At 74.1% G+C, this 16,143-nt stretch carries 18 protein-coding genes; 10 read left to right on the top strand and 8 right to left on the bottom strand.

Annotated elements, in window-relative coordinates; all coding sequences use genetic code 11:
* Window positions 1-44: 44 nt before the first annotated feature.
* Genes ACN27B_RS23765 through ACN27B_RS23755 form a run of 3 tightly spaced genes read right to left on the bottom strand, consistent with a single transcriptional unit; the run spans window position 45 to window position 2,622 of the window.
* Window positions 45-605: a GerMN domain-containing protein gene (locus ACN27B_RS23765; protein ID WP_099161189.1), complete on the bottom strand. Its 561-nt coding sequence runs from the start codon at window positions 603-605 to the stop codon at window positions 45-47.
* Window positions 602-1,951: a sensor histidine kinase gene (locus ACN27B_RS23760; RefSeq protein ID WP_099161190.1), complete on the bottom strand. Its 1,350-nt coding sequence runs from the start codon at window positions 1,949-1,951 to the stop codon at window positions 602-604. The genes ACN27B_RS23765 and ACN27B_RS23760 overlap by 4 nt, the downstream gene beginning before the upstream one ends.
* Window positions 1,948-2,622, bottom strand: coding sequence for a response regulator transcription factor (locus ACN27B_RS23755; RefSeq protein WP_099161191.1), 675 nt, complete (start codon window positions 2,620-2,622; stop codon window positions 1,948-1,950). Before ACN27B_RS23755 ends, ACN27B_RS23760 begins: the two co-directional genes overlap by 4 nt.
* 151 nt (window positions 2,623-2,773) lie before the next feature.
* On the opposite strand from ACN27B_RS23755, the gene ACN27B_RS23750 reads away from it, so the two are divergent.
* From ACN27B_RS23750 to ACN27B_RS23730, 5 genes are all read left to right on the top strand, one after another.
* Window positions 2,774-3,145, top strand: a complete 372-nt coding sequence (locus tag ACN27B_RS23750; RefSeq protein ID WP_099161192.1) for an STAS domain-containing protein — start codon at window positions 2,774-2,776, stop codon at window positions 3,143-3,145.
* A 9-nt stretch (window positions 3,146-3,154) separates the two neighbouring features.
* On the top strand, window positions 3,155-3,454 hold the full coding sequence (locus tag ACN27B_RS23745; RefSeq protein WP_099164602.1) for a hypothetical protein: 300 nt from the start codon (window positions 3,155-3,157) through the stop codon (window positions 3,452-3,454).
* Window positions 3,451-3,987, top strand: coding sequence for an STAS domain-containing protein (locus ACN27B_RS23740; protein ID WP_099161193.1), 537 nt, complete (start codon window positions 3,451-3,453; stop codon window positions 3,985-3,987). Before ACN27B_RS23745 ends, ACN27B_RS23740 begins: the two co-directional genes overlap by 4 nt.
* Before the next feature lie 23 nt (window positions 3,988-4,010).
* Entirely contained in the window at window positions 4,011-4,301 is a 291-nt protein-coding gene (locus ACN27B_RS23735; protein WP_091575089.1) for a BON domain-containing protein, read from the top strand.
* 148 nt (window positions 4,302-4,449) lie between these two features.
* Window positions 4,450-5,898, top strand: a complete 1,449-nt coding sequence (locus ACN27B_RS23730) for a cellulase family glycosylhydrolase (RefSeq protein WP_422746053.1) — start codon at window positions 4,450-4,452, stop codon at window positions 5,896-5,898.
* Between the two features lie 43 nt (window positions 5,899-5,941).
* Here ACN27B_RS23730 and ACN27B_RS23725 read toward each other — a convergent pair whose 3' ends face one another.
* A complete protein-coding gene (locus ACN27B_RS23725) occupies window positions 5,942-6,844 on the bottom strand; it encodes an AurF N-oxygenase family protein (protein WP_099161195.1) in 903 nt (300 codons plus the stop codon).
* Between the two features lie 48 nt (window positions 6,845-6,892).
* Here ACN27B_RS23725 and ACN27B_RS23720 point away from each other — a divergent pair, with 48 nt between their 5' ends.
* From ACN27B_RS23720 to ACN27B_RS23705, 4 genes are read left to right on the top strand one after another with little or no spacing between them, the layout of a single operon-like run.
* The gene (locus ACN27B_RS23720) at window positions 6,893-7,609 is read left to right on the top strand and encodes a TetR family transcriptional regulator (RefSeq protein ID WP_091575099.1); all 717 of its coding nucleotides are present in this window, start codon (window positions 6,893-6,895) and stop codon (window positions 7,607-7,609) included.
* Window positions 7,606-7,875, top strand: coding sequence for a DUF4873 domain-containing protein (locus ACN27B_RS23715; RefSeq protein ID WP_099161196.1), 270 nt, complete (start codon window positions 7,606-7,608; stop codon window positions 7,873-7,875). The genes ACN27B_RS23720 and ACN27B_RS23715 overlap by 4 nt, the downstream gene beginning before the upstream one ends.
* Window positions 7,876-7,895: 20 nt before the next feature.
* Window positions 7,896-8,546 carry a YdcF family protein gene (locus tag ACN27B_RS23710; RefSeq protein WP_099161197.1) on the top strand — a complete coding sequence of 217 codons (651 nt, stop codon included), beginning with the start codon at window positions 7,896-7,898 and terminating at the stop codon, window positions 8,544-8,546.
* Between the two features lie 56 nt (window positions 8,547-8,602).
* Window positions 8,603-9,367, top strand: a complete 765-nt coding sequence (locus ACN27B_RS23705) for a glycosyltransferase family 2 protein (RefSeq protein ID WP_422741549.1) — start codon at window positions 8,603-8,605, stop codon at window positions 9,365-9,367.
* Window positions 9,368-9,377: 10 nt separating this feature from the next.
* On the opposite strand, the gene ACN27B_RS23700 is transcribed toward ACN27B_RS23705, so the two are convergent.
* The 4 genes from ACN27B_RS23700 to ACN27B_RS23685 form a co-directional block, all read right to left on the bottom strand.
* Window positions 9,378-9,500 (bottom strand): 50S ribosomal protein L36, encoded by a 123-nt coding sequence (locus ACN27B_RS23700; RefSeq protein ID WP_091575115.1) that lies wholly within the window; start codon window positions 9,498-9,500, stop codon window positions 9,378-9,380.
* Between the two features lie 110 nt (window positions 9,501-9,610).
* The gene (locus ACN27B_RS23695; RefSeq protein ID WP_422741548.1) at window positions 9,611-12,196 is read right to left on the bottom strand and encodes a discoidin domain-containing protein; all 2,586 of its coding nucleotides are present in this window, start codon (window positions 12,194-12,196) and stop codon (window positions 9,611-9,613) included.
* A gap of 277 nt (window positions 12,197-12,473) precedes the next feature.
* Complete coding sequence (locus tag ACN27B_RS23690; RefSeq protein ID WP_099161200.1) at window positions 12,474-13,823, bottom strand: PHB depolymerase family esterase; 1,350 nt, start codon at window positions 13,821-13,823, stop codon at window positions 12,474-12,476.
* Window positions 13,824-13,957: 134 nt separating this feature from the next.
* Window positions 13,958-15,064, bottom strand: a complete 1,107-nt coding sequence (locus ACN27B_RS23685; protein WP_422741547.1) for a DUF4037 domain-containing protein — start codon at window positions 15,062-15,064, stop codon at window positions 13,958-13,960.
* A gap of 100 nt (window positions 15,065-15,164) precedes the next feature.
* Between ACN27B_RS23685 and ACN27B_RS23680 the strand changes: the two genes are divergently transcribed.
* Complete coding sequence (locus ACN27B_RS23680) at window positions 15,165-16,088, top strand: 5'-3' exonuclease (protein ID WP_099164604.1); 924 nt, start codon at window positions 15,165-15,167, stop codon at window positions 16,086-16,088.
* Window positions 16,089-16,143: the final 55 nt, after the last annotated feature.

Below are 16,143 nucleotides of genomic sequence, written 5' to 3'. Positions count from 1 at the left end.
ATGGAGATTTGGGCCTATACCGGACAACCTGGCGTGGAATCCGGTCAGCGGGGTAGCAGCGGCCGGTAGTCGGCGGCGGTGAGCGGGAGCGCCGAGACGCTCCCGTCTGCGCGGGGCACCTCCAGCGGCTGCCCGTCCCGGCGGAACGCCACACTGTCCACGTCCGGCCGTTGGGTGAGGCTGCACACGATCTGCCCGAAGGCGAGCACCTCGTCGCTGCGCCCGGTCTCCTCGCCGGCCTGGCGCACGTCGACCGTGGCGACCGAGCCGGCCAGCGTGGCCCCCGCGACCGCCACCGTGCCCGGCAACGCGGTGGCCAGCCCGCGACCCCGCTCCCAGCGGTCCGGCCCGGCCAGCAGGTGCTGGAGGTGGGCGTCCACGTCCGGCAGCCGGTCCGCCGGGCGGGTGACCACCGCGAGCCCGTCCTCCCGGACGAAGCAGAACGGCTCGTCCGCCCGACCCTCCGGGTCGGCGGTCGTGGTGCCGGCCGGCGTCGGGAACCGGCCGGGCGGCGGCTGCACCAGCCGGGGCTCGTCGTCGACCGGCACGCCGCACCCGGCGAGCAGCGCTGCCGCGAGCAGCGCAGGGACCAGCCGGCGCCTCATCGGACCGCTCCCGGCAGCTCGACCCGGAACCGGGCGCCCCGGTCCCGCTCCAGCACGGCCGCCGTCCCGCCGTGCGCCGCCGCGTGCTGGGCCACCAGCGCGAGCCCGAGCCCGGTGCCGTCGGTGTCGGCCCGGGCGTGCGCCGCCCGGCCCCGGACGAACCGGTCGAAGATCGCCTCCCGGTCCGCCGCCGGCACGCCCGGACCGTCGTCGTCGACCTCCACGACGCCCACGCCGTCCTCCGAATAGAGCCGGACGGCGACCGGACCGCCGCCGTACCGTTCGGCGTTCTCCAGCAGGTTCAGCAGCACCTGGGCGAACCGGCGACGGTCGACCCACCACCGGTGCGGCGCACCGGCCGACGTCTCCACCAGGCTCTCCGGCAACGACCGTTCGCGGCAGGCGGACCGCGCCAGGTCGACCACGTCGACGGTCTCCCGGTGCGCCGGCTGCTCGGTGCGGGCCAGCTGGATCAGGTCGTCCACCAGGCGCTGGAACCGGGCCACCTCGTCCGCCACCAGGCCCGCCGCGGTGGCGGTGCGCTCGTCCTGGTGTTCCCGGCGGCGGGTCAGGACGCTCGCGGCGGCGGCCAGCGTCTGCAGCGGCGAGCGCAGCTCGTGGCTGACGTCCGCGGCGAAGCGCCGGTCCCGGTCGATCCGCCGGACCAGCTTGTCGACCATCTCGTTGAACGAGCTGGACAGGCGGGTCAGGTCCGGGTCGGTGGTCGGGTCGAGCCGGGTGGCGAAGTCGCCGGCGGCGATCCGCTCGGCCGCGTCGGCCACCGCGGTGAGCGGCCGGAGGCTGTGCCGGGTGGCGTACCAGCCCAGCGCCGCGCCGGCTCCCGCGATCATGATCGCGACGGCGGTCAGCGTCAGCCCGACCACCTGGAACGTGTCCTCCACCTCGCGCAGCGAGGTCAACTCGTAGTAACCCAGCTCACCGGGGAGCGGCACCCCGACGAGCAGCGTCGGCTGCCCGTCCAGGCGGATCCGCTGCACGGCGGGCCGACCGTCGGCGACCACCCGTTGCAGTTCGACCGGCACCGAGCTGGCGCCCACGTCCGCGGTACGGGCGTACCAGCCGTCGCGCAGGTGCAGCAGCGGGCGTCGGGCGCTGCCGGTGTCCAGCGAGCGCAGCACGGCCACCACGTCCGGGGTGCCGGTGTCGAGGCCGGACCGGACCACCGCGGCGTCGTAGTAGGCGGCGCGGACGGCGGTGCGCTCCCGCTCGTCGAGCAGCGAACGGCGGGTCAGGTCGTAGGAGAACAGGGCCATCAGCGCGGCGAGCAGCAGGGCGCCCACGGCGAACGCGGCGGTCACCCGGGCGCGCAGTCCGGGACGGCTCATCGCTGGAGCTTGTAGCCGAGACCCCGCAGGGTCACCAGGTGGCGGGGGTTGGCCGGATCCGACTCGATCTTCTGCCGGAGCCGGCCGACGTGCACGTCGACCAACCGCTCGTCACCGGTCTCGTAGCCCCAGACGCGGCTGAGCAGCTGCTGGCGGGACAGCACCTTGCCGGCGTGCTCGGCCAGCTCGCAGAGGAGCCGGAACTCGGTCCGGGTCACCGGCACCGGCCGGCCGGACCGTCGCACCTCGCCGGCCTCGGCGCTGATCTCCAGGTCGCCGAAGAACTGCGCGGGCGCGGGGCCGGCAACGGTCCGGGCCCGGCGGCGCAGGGCCCGCAACCGGGCCGAGAGCTCCTTGATCGCGACCGGCTTGACCACGTAGTCGTCCGCCCCGGCCTCCAGCGCGGCGACGATGTCGTGGGTGTCGTCACGGGCGCTGATCACCACGACCGGAACGTCGTCGTCGCGACGTAGCTGCCGGATACCAGTGAAACCGTCCATGCCGGGCAGCATCAGGTCCATCAGCACGTAGTCGGCCGGGTTCTCCCGCTGCCGGCGCAACCCGTCCTCGGCGGTCGCCGCGCCGTAGGCCTCGTAGCCCTCCTCCTCCAGGGCGAGCTGCAGCGCGAGCCGGATGCGGTCGTCGTCCTCGATCACCAGTACGGCCGTCATATGGGCATCATGACCGGCAGGCCGCGGGTCGCCCAATCGCGTCGGCCGTTCGCGGTTTTTGTCACCGAACCGTCATACAACCGTCCGGCGACCTCCAAGGTCGCTGACCAGAGTGGGAGCCGAACCGGAATCCCGTCACGGAAGCGACCAGATGACCAGCACCCTGCCGTCCGCCCCGCCGGAGTCCACCGTGCCGCACGTCCGGGTGGAGATCACCGACGAGCTGGACCTCGCCGGGCTGTCCGAGGTCGCGCACGTCCTGGACCGCGTCCTGGCGCTACGGCCCCGGCAGGTGACCATCGACCTCGCGCAGTGCCGGCACGTGGACGCCGCCGCGATCGCGCTGCTGCTGGACGTGCACCGCCGCCTGGCCCGACGGGACGCGGTCCTGAGCCTGGGCAATCCGCACCCCCGGATCCGGCGGATCCTGGCCACCGCCGGTCTGGGCGCGTCGGTACCCGTCGTCGACACGCCCCGCCCGGCCGCCCGCGGCCGCGCCCGGGTCCCGTCCACGCGACGCTGAGGAGGAGTGGTGACCGGCAGCACGCTCGTCGGAGCGCTCGTCGTGGGCCTCGCCGTCGGTGCGGTGGGACGACTCGTCCTGCCGGGGCGCAAGGCCGTCCCGGTCTGGTTGACCCTCGCGCTCGGCGTGGCCGCGGCGCTGCTCGGCGCGATCGTGGTCGGGCTGGTCGACCGGCGTCCGGGAGGCTCCCCGCTGCTGCCCCTGGTGGTGCAGACCGGGTTCGCCGCCGTCGCGGTCGTGCTGGCGGTGGTCGCCGCCGGCCGGCAGACGTCGTCCGACCCGGCCGCCCGGCGGAAGGAGGAGGTGTGACGGTCGTACCGGCGGAACACCTGATGATGCTCATCTGCGACGGCTGCGGTGACAGCGTCACCGGCACGGGCGCCACGCTGCCCGACGCCGAGGTCGTGTGGACGCTGGTCTTCGAGCACGACTGGGTCGGCTCGCCCTTCGCCTCCGGGCCACACCACTGCCCCCGGTGCAGCGCCCGGGCGGCGGTCGCCGACGACGGCCTGGGCCTCGACGACGTGGAGGCGGTGGCCGGGCCGCGGCCCACCCCCGACGCCGACGCCGCCGAGGCGGTACGCCGGGCGCTGGCCGACCGGTCGATCCGGGCCGACCGGGAGCTGGTCGACCTCGCCGGGCTGGAGGTGATCGACTCCGCCGGGCTGGGTCTGCTGGTCCGGGCACACCAGGAGGCCCGGCGGGACGGTCGACGGTTGTGCCTGGTGGCGCCGTCCCGGTTCGTGCTCACCGTGTTGCACACCATGCGGCTCGACGGCGTCTTCGCCGTCGTCGACGACCACGCCCCGGCGTCGGGCGTCGCGCCCGCCCCCCGGTCCTGACCGAGCAGAAGGAGCCCCTCCCCGTGATGATGCCCTGGCCGTACCCGGACTTTCCGTTCACCGGCGGCGGGCCCGAGCCCGACGGCGCGGACGTGGCGCTCGCGTCGCTGGTCGCGCAGCGCCTGAGCACCGACTGGACCACCCGGCGCCAGCAGATCACGGTCACCGTGCAGAACCGGGTGGTCATCCTCGCCGGAATGGTCGCCGACCCGGAGACCCGTCGCGTCGCCGCCGAGCTGGCCTGGGACGTACCGGGCGTGTTCGACGTCTGCAACGCGCTGCGGCTCTACGGCGGCCGGCGCGCCCGGCGCTGACCCCGCCGCGACGCCCCGGCGGTTGCACGCATCGGCATCCGCCTCTACCCTCTGCGTGGGAGCGCTCCCCCGGGCACCGCGTCGACCTTCCGGGCAGGTTCACGTCGGGCACCCTCCGATCACCACCCACCAGATGGGACCTTCCCGCATGTTCTCCATCCCCCGGCCGTCCCGGCGGCACCTGTTCGTCGGCGCCGCCGTCGGCGCGCTCGCCCTGGCGGCGACCGCCGTCCTGCCGTCGACGAACGCGATGGCGGCGACCGGCTGCGCCGTCACCTACACCACCAACTCCTGGCAGGGCGGCTTCACCGCCACCGTGACGGTCAAGAACCTCGGTGACCCGGTGAACGGCTGGACCCTGGGCTTCACCTTCCCGGACGGCGGCCAGCGCGTGGTGCAGGGCTGGTCGGCCACCTGGCAACAGAGCGGGTCCGCGGTCACCGGGCGCAGCCTGGACTACAACGGCGCGCTCGGCACCGGGGCCAGCACGACCGTCGGCTTCAACGGGTCCTGGACCGGGTCGAACCCGAGCCCGACCTCGTTCACGCTCAACGGCACGGCCTGCACCGGCGGCACCGGCACCCCGCCGCCGAGCACACCGCCCCCGACCACTCCCCCGCCCACCACCGCGCCGCCGACGACCCCGCCGCCCACCGGCAGCACGCCGGTCGCGATCAACGGTCAGCTGCGGGTCTGCGGGGTCAACCTCTGCAACCAGTACGGCCGGCCGATCCAGTTGCGCGGCATGAGCACGCACGGGTTGCAGTGGTTCGCCAACTGCTACCCCGACGCCTCGCTCGACGCGCTGGCGAACGACTGGCAGGCCGACCTGCTGCGCATCTCGATGTACGTGCAGGAGCAGGGCTACGAGACCAACCCGACCGGGTTCACCAACCAGGTCAACTCGCTGGTGGACAAGGCCGAGGCGCGGGGCATGTACGCGTTGATCGACTTCCACACGCTGACCCCCGGCGACCCGATGTACAACCTGGAGCGGGCGAAGACCTTCTTCGCCACCGTGTCGGCGCGCAACGCGGCCAAGAAGAACGTGATCTACGAGATCACCAACGAGCCGAACGGCGTGAGCTGGTCGACCATCCGCACCTACGCCGAGCAGGTCATCCCGGTGATCCGGGCCAACGACCCGGACGCCGTGGTCATCGTCGGCACCCGGGGCTGGTCCTCGCTGGGCGTCTCCGAGGGCGGCAACTCCGACGAGATCGTCAACAACCCGGTGCGGGCGCAGAACATCATGTACACGTTCCACTTCTACGCCGCCTCGCACCGGGACAACTACCGCAACGAGGTCGAGCGGGCCGCCGCCCGGCTGCCGCTGTTCGTCACCGAGTTCGGCACGGTCACCTACACCGGTGACGGCGCGGTGGACACGGCCAGCAGCAACGCGTGGCTGGACCTGCTGGATCGGCTGAAGATCAGCTACGCCAACTGGACGTACTCGGACGCGCCCGAGGGCAGCGCGGCGCTGCGGCCGGGCACCTGCGCGGCGGGCACCTTCACCGGCACCTCGGTGCTCACCGAGTCCGGCGCGTTCATGCGCAACCGGATCCGCACCCCCGACAGCTTCCCCACCTCCTGACCGGGCGGCCGGCGGCGGTCCATCCCCTTCGGGCCGCCGCCGGTCAGCCCTCGATCAGCCCGGACCGGCGCCACAGCAGACGTCCCGGGCCGGCGATCAGCCCCAGCTCGGTGAGGTGCTCGGCGATCCGCTGGGCGGACCACCGCAGGGTGGCCTGCCAGTGCGGGTTCGCGCGGGCCGCGGCCAGGCCGACCGCCGGCGCGATGCCGACCGCCGCGTACGCCCGCGGGTTCACCAGGCGTCGGGTGATCGAGTACGCCGCCCGGCCGATCACCAGGCGCGCGTAGCCGAGCGCCACCGGGCCGGCCGCCTCCACCTGGCGGCCCAGCTCGTCGCGGGCGAAGCGTACGTGCCGGGCCTCCTCCACCACGTGGATCCGGGAGACCATCCGGATCAGCGGCTGCAACGACTCGTCGGCCATGATCTCCCGCTGGAACGAGTCGAGGATCTCCTCGGCGATGAGGATGGCGGCGTACATCTGCGGGCCGGTCGCGGTGGCCTTGAGCCAGCGGCCGAGCAGGTGGTCGACCGGGGCGGCCCGGTAGACCGGGGTGCCGATCGCCTCGATGAGCCGACCGAACATGATGGAGTGCCGGCACTCGTCGGCGACCTCGGTGAGCGCGTACTGGGCGTGCCGGCTGGTCGGATCGGCGTCGTAGTAGTGCCGGATCAGCATCTGCATGAGGATCGTCTCGAACCACAGCCCGGCGCTGGCGGCGCTGGCCACCTCGTGCTTGGTCAGCTCGACGCGCTGCTCCTCGGTCAGGTCGTCCCACAGCGGGGTGCCGTAGAGGCTGCTGCGCCGCGGCGGCAGCCAGTAGGCCCCGGGCACCGGCGGCGCCGACCAGTCGAGGTCGACGAGGGGGTCGTAGCTGGTCCGCACCGAGGCGGTGAGCAGGCGGTCGGCGACCGCCTCCCGCGGGAATCCGGCCGACGTCCGCTCCATGACCCCTCCAGGTTGACGTAACTTCGAGTAACTGTTACGAGTGGTAGCATGCGACGCACCTCCACCGATGTCAATGGCTCCGGCGCCCCGCCGGCGCCGCCCCCGCCCCGGTCCGGCGGCCGGCGCGACCGCTGGGCCGACCACCGCGAGCAGCGACGCCAGGAACTGGTCGCCGCCGCCGTGCAGGCGTTGCTGCGGCACGGCCCCGGCGTCGACATGGACCAGGTGGCGGCCACCGCCGGAGTCAGCAAACCGGTGCTCTACCGCTACTTCGCCGACAAGGCGCAGCTCTGGCTGGCGGTCGGCGAGGTGGTCGCGGCGCGGGTCGTGGACGCCATCGCGCCCGCGGTGGAGCAGGTACGCGAGGAGCGGGCCCTGGTCGAGGCGACCATCGACGCGTACCTGAGCGTCATCGAGTCCGAACCGACGCTCTACCGGTTCCTGGTGCACGAGTCCGGCCTCCCCGGCCTCCAGCAGGTGGTCAGCGGCACCAGCCGGCAGGTCGCCACCGGGCTGGCCCGGGTGATCGGCGACCGGCTGCGCGCGCTCGGCCTCGACGCCGGCCCGGCCGAGCCGTGGGCGTACGGGCTGGTCGGGTTCGTCCAGGCGGTCGGCGACTGGTGGACCACGCACGGCCAGCCGATCCGCCGGGCCGCGCTCACCGACTACCTGACCACCCTGCTGTGGAGCGGCATCGAGGGGGTCCGACGCGGGGCGGACCTGCCGCCGGAGCTGACCCGCGCGCACGAGCGGATCGACAGGTGAGCTGGCAGGGCCGCGCCGAGATCGCCGGCACCCCGGTCCGGCTGCACGCCGGCGGCCGGTGGGAACCCGTCGACGGCCGCTACCACTGGGCCGGGCGCACCGACCCGGAGCCGCGCCTGGTGCGGCTGCTGCGCTCCGGCCGGCGGGACGTGGAGGTCCGCGTCGGCGACCGGGTCACCCGGGCCCGGCTGACCGAGGTGGACCCGTGGGGCGGCGTCCGGGTCACCGGGGTCGGCGCTGCCCCCTGGCCGGCGGAGGAGGACTGAGCCGCACGTACCGTGGGGGGATGACGCCGACCGCCACCGTGCTGCTGGTCTTCGGTCGCGGGGTGGTGGCCGACGACGACGGCTACCGGCTCACCGCCGAGAGCGCCGCGCGCACCGACGCCGCCGTGGCGTACGTCCGCGCGCACGCCGCCGCGTTCCGCCGCGACCCCGCCGCGCGGGTGGTGTTCACCGGCGGCTGGCCGCACGGGCCGGCCGGCGCGCCGGGCCCGCCGGACGGCTTCCGGGAGGGCGAGCTGATGCGCGCGCTCGCCCGCGACGCCGGTCTCGACGCGTACGTCCGGTCGGCCGTGGAGACCCGGTCCCGGACCACGTTGCAGAACCTGGCGCACGCCGTGCAGGACGGGCTGCTCGATCCGGCCGAGTTCGGCGTGGACCGTCCACTCGGGTTGGTCACCCATCCCTGGCACCTGCCCCGCGTCCGGCTGCTCGCCGGGCGTGCGCTCGGGCTGTCCGGCCCGGCGCTGCGGGACGTGCCGGTGACCGGGCCGGATCCGGTGCCGGCGCGACGGGAGCGGGCCGCCCGGGTCGCGTGCCGGCTCGGCTATCTCGGCCTGCGTACCCCGGAGGCGCTGCTGCGCCGCGAGCGCGGACTGACCCGGGCGGTCCGGCTGCTCGGCGGGCGGGGATTCGTCGGCCGACGGCCGGGGTAGAACGCTCGTCGATCGACCCGGCGGACGTGCCGACGGGCGAGTCCCCGGGAGGTTCCGTGATCGCGCTCGTGCCGGTGTACCGACCGGGTGACCGTCTGCCGCCGCTCGTCGCCGACCTGGTCGCGGCGCTGCCCGGGGTCTGCGTGCTGGTCGTCGACGACGGCAGCGGCCCGACCGCCGCCGCGGTGCTCGCCGAGGCCCGCGCCCGGGGCGCGACGGTGCTGCGGCGCCGGGTCAACCGGGGCAAGGGCGTGGTGCTGCGCACCGGCTTCCGGTACGCCCTGACCGACCGTCCAGGGCACGACGTGGTGTGTGTGGACGCTGACGGCCAGCACCGGGTGGACGACGTAGTAAGGGTGGCCGACCGGATGCGCGCCACCGGGGCGGCGACCCTCGGCGTACGCCGGTTCGACGGCGAGGTCCCGGCCCGCAGCCGGTTCGGCAACGCGACCACCCGGGCGGCGTTCCGGCTGGCCACCGGCCGGGACGTGCGGGACACCCAGACCGGGCTGCGCGCCTATCCGGCGGGAATGCTCGGCTGGCTCGGCACCGTCCCCGGCGACCGCTTCGAGTACGAGATGAACGTGCTGCTGCACGCCGTGCGGGACGGGCTGCCGATCGAGCAGGTCGACATCGCCACCCGGTACCACGCCGGCAACTCGGGCTCGCACTTCTCCGCGCTCGCCGACTCGGTGCGGATCTACCGGCCGCTGGTCGGCTTCGCCGCCGCCCGCCTGCTCTCCCCCACGCCGCCGCAGCCGCACCCTCCGGTGGAGGGCGTCACGCCCGCGCGTCCCACACCGGTGACTCGAACCCCCTGACCACCGGGGCTCAGCCCTGCCGGGCCTTCTGCCGCCGGTCGGCCTTGTTGATCACGAACAGCTTGCCGCGGCGGCGGACCACTATCGAGTTGGCCTTGCGCTTCAACGCGCGCAGCGAGCTCCGGACCTTCATCTGCGCCCCTCCCGTTCCCGCGGTGTCTCCTCCGGCGCGGGTACCCGCCGGGGTGGCGGTCATGCCCCGGGGGCGGCCGGCACGTGCGGCCGGCCGCCCCCGGGCTCCGGTCAGGGGTAGCTGACCACGTTCACCGGCACGGTGTTCGTGCCCTGTGCGGTGCCGCCGGTGTCGTTGATGACGTGGGTGATCGACCCGTTCCCGCCCAGCGAGACGGTGAGCAGGTCGTGGAACCGGACGCCCGACCGGGTGGGGGCCTCGAAGGAGTGGTAGGCCGCGATGGTGGGGTCGACGTTGAAGTAGCAGTAGCTGCCCATGCCCCATCCCTCGAACGTGGTGACCGCGTCGGCGACCTTGAACGCGGCGTAGCCCACCCGGGAACCGTTCATCCAGGAGGCCGCGTTCGGCGGGTCGTACGGCAACTCGTTCTGGAAGAAGATCGTCCGCCCGTTGTCGCCGTTCCAGATCACCTCGTACTTCTGGTAGTGCTCGACGAAGAGCCCGAGCGCGGTGACGTTGTCGCCGTTGACGATCAGGCCGGTGTCGGCGGTGTTGACGGTCCAGCCGATGCCGGTGCCGTGGTCGCCCCGCCAGGCCCAGATGTGGTCGATCAGCGCGTCGTCCTGGTTGACCACCAGGCTGGTGGTGGCCTTGCCGGCGTGGGCGCCGCCGATGCGGAAGAAGACGTCCTGGATCGAGGTGGGGTTGGTGGCGTGGCTGGCGGTCGACCCGGCCGGGCCGACCTGGAGCAGCACCGGCGAGTTCACCGCGCCGGCGTCGAAGAGCAGCCCGGCGAGGCGGACGCCGTCGACGTCGGCGACCGTCATCGGCACCACGCCGTTCTGCGGCACCAGCGTCGGGTAGCCGATGCCGAGCACCACGGTGCCGGCCCGGTTGACCGCGATGGTCTGGTCGACGGCGTAGACGCCGGGGGTGAAGAGCAGGTTCAGGCCCTGGGTCAGGGCGGCGTTGATGGTGGCCGCCGAGTCGCCGGGCTTGGCCACGTAGAACTGGCTCAGCGGGATCGACGTGCCCGGGGTGGCGCCGCCGAGCCAGGACGCCCCGCTGGCGTTGGTCCGGGTGGAGGGCACGAAGACCTGGTAGGTGCCGCTCCCGTCGAGGTAGAGGTAGGGCACGTCGCGGCTGACCGGGGTCTGCGCCAGCGTGGTGTACGGCGGGTTCGGGAAGCTGGTCGCGGGCGCGCCGACCACCCCGGAGTTGGTCACGTTCCACACCGCGTTGAGGTAGCCGCCCACGTTGCTGTCCCGGGTGTACCACTGCTGCTGCGAGTACGGCTGCACCACGCCGGTCACCCGGCTGTCCGCGATGTAGCCGCCGCTGGCCCAGCCGTAGCCGTTCGGGGCCAGGTTCAGGTCGCCCTGGATGTCCATCCGACGGAACGGCGCGGCCTGCGACACCGCCCAGCGGGTGAACCCCGCCGACGGGAAGACCTGCATGTTCGACGCCGAGCGCCAGAAGTTCTGGGTGGCGTTGCCGCTGAACCAACCGGCGTCCACCGTGATGTCACCGTGGATCCGCACGTCGCCGGGGTTCCGGCCGAGCCCCATGATCGAGGTGTAGAAGCCGATCTGCGCGTTGATCCCGGAGTAGTCGCCCGGCTTGAACATCAGCGCGTACCGCTGGGTGCCGAACTGGTTGGACTCCTGGGTGCGGAAGACGGAGTCGAGTTGGGCCTGGATGCTGGCGGCCGACATCGACGGGTCGAACGTGATGACGTTGGGTCCGAGCGACCCGCCGCCCGGCACGGTGCCGCCGCCGGTGGTGTGCACGGTGAACTCCCACAGTGAGTAGCCCCAGCCGGTGGCCCGGGCGGTCCCGTGGACGCGGATGTAGCGACCGGAGCCGTTGACCGTCAGGGCGTCGGTGCCGCCGTCGCCGCTGGTGGTGCTGTAGACGGAGGTCCAGGTGGCCCCGTCGGTCGAGGTCTGGATCTGGTACGCGCGCCCGTAGGCCGCCTCCCAGCTCAGCACCACCCGGCAGACGGTACGGACGCTGCCCAGGTCGACCTGGAGCCACTGCGGGTCGGCGGCGGCGCTGGCCCAGCGGGTGCCCGGGTTGCCGTCGACCGCCGCACCGGCGGGGGTGCCGGCGTTCTCGGTCGAGGAGGCGGTGGCGGGCCGGCCCTGGGCCGCGTTCGTCGCGGTGTCGCAGCCGCTGCCGCCGCCGGTGCTGCCGTAGACCTGGAACTCCCAGAGCGAGTAGCCGTAGCCGGTGGCGCGGGCGGTGCCGTACACCCGCACGTAGCGGCCGGTGCCGCTGACGGTCAGGTCGTCGGTGCCACCGTCACCGGTGGTCGTGCTGAACACGGTGGTCCAGGTGGCGCCGTCGGTCGAGGTCTGCACCTGGTACGCCCGCGCGTAGGCACCCTCCCAGGCCAGGCTGACCCGGGAGACGGTGGCGGTCGCGCCGAGGTCGACCTGGATCCACTGGGGATCGGCGAACGCGCTGGACCAGCGGGTGCCGGAGTTGCCGTCGGTGGCGTTGGACGCCGGGGTGCCGGCGTTCTCGGTCGAGGAGGCGGTGGTGGGCCGCCCCTGCGACAGCAGCGGGTCGGCGGCGCGGGCCGGACCGGGCGGGCCGACCAGCGCCACGGCGGCGAGCAGGGCGGTCAGCGCGGCGAGGGTCCGCCGGGCGGACCGACGGGGTGGGGACAGCAGGAGTCGTACGGGTGACATGGGCATCTCCGGGACGGGTGGAGTGCGGGGGCGGGGGCGGCGGTTCCGGTGCGGCGGACGGGTTCCGGCCGGATGACCGGTGCCCGTCCGTGCGGTGGACCATCCCCGCGCGCAGTGGCGCATGTCAATTCCCGGACGCCCTGTCGACTCCTTTTTTCGCGCCTTGTGAAAAGTCCGGAACAAAGCCTCGGGCCATGATCGGATCCGGTGCGCCGGGGTGGCGGCATCGCTGCGGCGCGACGCCGCCACCCCGGCCGGTGGCCCCGGGGCAGCGGGTTCAGGCCACGGCGCAGGGGCTGCCGTTGAGCGTGAATGCGGCCGGACTACCGGTGTTGCCGGTGTGGGTGGCCTGGAAACCGATGGTCACCGAGCCGCCCGGCGCGACGGCGCCGTTGTAGGAGACGTTGCGGGCGGTCACCGTCCCGCTGGTCGGCGCGTACGTGGCGTTCCAGCCACCGGTGATCGTCTGCCCGCCCGGCAGGGTGAAGGCGAGACTCCAGCCGTTGACCGGCGAGGTGGCGGTGTTCGTGATCGTCACGGACGCGGTCAGCCCGGTGTTCCAGGCGTTCACCACGTACCCGACCCGGCACGCGCCCGACGGCGGCGGCGTCGTCGGCGGGGCCGTGGTCGGCGGCGGCGTGGTCGGCGGCGGCGTGGTGGGCGGGGCGCTGGTCGGCGGCGTGGTCGTCGGCGGCGTGGTGCTGTCCAGGCCGAAGAAGCGGACCGCCTGGGCCGCGTCGACCGGCAGGTTGTGCGAGACGCCCTGCATGCTGATCGCCTCGACGGTCGCGGTGCCGCCGGTGCCGCCGTAGCGGGTGCGCGTCCAGCCCGGCTGCGGACTGTCCGTGTACGCGGGCGTCTGGCTCAGCCCGTTGACGTTGGTCCACTGGTCGATCTCCTCGCCGAAGTTCGGGTAGCGGAGCGTCTCGTCGTTGGTGCCGTGCCAGAGCTGCATCCGCGGGCGCGGGCCGGAGTACCCGGGATAGGCGTTGCGCACCAGGTCGCCCCACTGCTGCGGGGTCTTCAGGACCTGCCCGTTGGCGCACTCGCTGTTCCACTCGGAGCCGTTGGTGGTGGCGAAGCAGCCGAACGGCACCCCGGCGAAGGCCGCGCCGGCGCGGAACACGTCCGGGTAGACGCCGAGCAGCACGTTGGTCATCATCGCCCCGGACGAGGTGCCGGTGGTGAAGATCCGCTCCGGATCGACCGGGTACCGCTGCCGCACGTAGTCCACCATGGACTTGATGCCCACCGGGTCGCTCCCGCCGTCGCGGCGCAGCGCCTGCGGCGAGGAGACGTCGAAGCACTTGCTGCTGCGGGTGACCGACGGGTAGACGACGACGTAGCCGTACCGGTCGGCGAGCGCCGCGAACTGGGTGCCGGAGTACATGGCCGGTCCGCTGCCGGTGCAGTAGTGGTTGACCACGAGCAGCCCCGGCCGGGCCGCGACGGTGTTCGGGACGTACAGGTACATCCGCAGGTTGCTCGGGTTGGCGCCGAAGTTCGTCACCTCGGTCAGCGACGCGGCTGCGGCCGGGCTCGGGGCGGCCAGCGCCGCCACGGCGGCGAGTCCGGCCGCGGCCAGGGCCGCGCCGAGCAGTCGGAGTCTGCTCCTTATGGACAGCATGGGTTCTCCTCGGTGGTGGGGACACCGCGCGGTGGCGCGTCGCGGCGTGGTCGCCGACGAGGCGCCTGCGAAGGGCGGCCCGGACCCTCGGAGACGAGATAGACGGTCGCGGATCGATGCGACCGAGTCGGAGTCTAGGCCCCCGGCCCGGAGTCGACAACCGGCGGCCGGTCCGGCAGCACCGCCGCGGCCACCCGGCGGGCCCGGCCCGGGCGGGTGAGCACGTCGACGTTGTCGAGGTACTGGTCCACCGCGCCCAGCGGCGGCCGGTCGCGCAGGTGCGGGTCGGTGATTGCGGCGCGCAGCGCCTCGGTGAACCGCCCGGCGTCGAGCACCAGGAAGGGCCGGTCGTGGAACGGCCGTGCGGTCGGCTTCACGGGCGCGGTGAGGCCGGTGCCGTTGGTCCAGCCGGCCACCGTCTCCAGCGCGCGGACCAGCCCGGACTGTCGGGCCGGCCAGTCGCCCGGCCCGAGCGCGGTGGTCAGCGCGTCCACCACCGGCGTCGCCGCCGGCAGCGCGGCGAAGACCGTGCCGAGCCACTTCGCGTACGGGGGCCAGCGGCGGTGCGTCAGCAGGCCCAGTCGCATCAGGTCCCGGGCCAGCCCGGCGGCCACCACCCGGCTGCCCAGGTCGTCACCGACCTCGGCGCAGCGGCCGGCCAGGTGCTCGGCCTGCGCCACCCGCTGCCAGCACGCCGCCAGGACGTGCCGCCAGACGTCGTCCGGATACCAGGCCAGCCGCGCCCGGACGGCGGTGAGCGCGCCGTCCAACCCGTCGTGGAACACCGCCCCGCCGGTCAGCTCCGCCAGCCGCTGGGTGGGCGTCGCCAGCCAGTCCGCCGCCGTCAGACCGGCGCGCGGGTCGACTCCCAGCCGGTCGCGCAGCCACGCGCCCAGCTCGTCGACGCTCACACCGTGCCGGTCGCCGTCGGCCCGGACCGTGCCGATCCGCACCGTCGGCCCGCCGGCGAACCGGGTCGGCCAGCCGAGGAACCGCGCCGGCAGCTCCGCGTCGAGCACCGCCCGCACCGTCGCCGCGTCCGGCGCGACGGCGACGAAGATCTGGGTACGCGGACCCCAGTCGTGGTCGGTGGAGCGCGCCGTGTCGAGGCCGAGCAGCTCGGAACCGCCGTCGAGCAGCCCGGCGGAGTAGCGCAGGCCGGGCAGCCGCCGGGCCAGCAGCGGGGCCACCACCTCGTCGTGGAACCGGCGGGCCAGGGTCAGACCGGGTACGAAGCTCACCCCGTCAGTCTGCGCACCCCGGACCGCCCGCGCCCCCGGGTTTCCCGGCGCCGTGCCGGCCTCCCCCATCTCGTCGGAGGGCTATGCCACGCTGGTCGGCGTGGCACACCGACCCCCGATCCTCCTGATCGACTCCCCCAGCCTCTACTTCCGCGCCTACTTCGGCATCCCCGAGTCGGCGGCGAAGACGGACGACGGCCAGCCGGTCAACGCCGTGCGCGGCTTCCTCGACATGCTCGCCCAGCTGGTGCGCACCCGGCGGCCCGACCGGATGGTCTGCGCGCTCGACCACGACTGGCGGCCGGCGTGGCGGGTGGAGCTGCTGCCGTCGTACAAGGCGCACCGGGTCGCGCCCGAGGGCGGCGAGGTCGTGCCGGACACGCTCTCCCCGCAGGTCCCGATGATCCTGGAGGTCCTGGACGCGCTCGGCATCCCCGCCGTGGGCGCCGACGGCTACGAGGCCGACGACGTGCTCGGCACGCTGTCGGTGACCCAGCCCGGCCCGGCCGAGGTGGTCTCCGGCGACCGCGACCTGTTCCAGCTCGTCGACGACGACCGGCAGGTGCGCCTGCTCTACGTCGGCCGAGGCGTGGCCAAGCTCGACGACTGCGACGACGCGGCGGTCCGGGGGCGCTACGGCGTGCCCGCCGACCGGTACGCCGACTTCGCCGCCCTGCGCGGCGACCCGAGCGACGGCCTGCCCGGGGTGCCCGGCGTGGGCGAGAAGACCGCCGCCCGGCTGATCGACCGCTACGGCGGGCTCGACGGCATCCTGGCCGCGCTGGACGACCCCGGGTCCGGCTTCGCGCCCGGGCTGCGCGGCAAGCTCGACGCCGCCCGCGACTACCTGGCGGTGGCGCCCACGGTGGTGCGGGTCGCCACCGACGTGCCGCTGCCCGAGCTGAGCCCGGCGCTGCCGACGTCCCCGGCGGATCCGGACCGGCTGCTCGACCTGGCGCAGCGGTGGAACCTGGCCGGCTCCTGCCGCCGGCTGGTCGACGCCCTTGCCGCCCCTCGCACCTGACCGGCCGAGCCGCGCCGCAGGCTGATCGCCTCCACCTCGGCGGAGTGGCGGCATC

Origin of the sequence: Micromonospora sp. WMMD754, from assembly GCF_049315235.1 — a bacterium.
GTDB classification, from domain to species: domain Bacteria; phylum Actinomycetota; class Actinomycetes; order Mycobacteriales; family Micromonosporaceae; genus Micromonospora; species Micromonospora sediminicola.
Note: the sequence above shows the minus strand (reverse complement) of the source record. Positions and strands in the feature narration are given on the sequence as shown.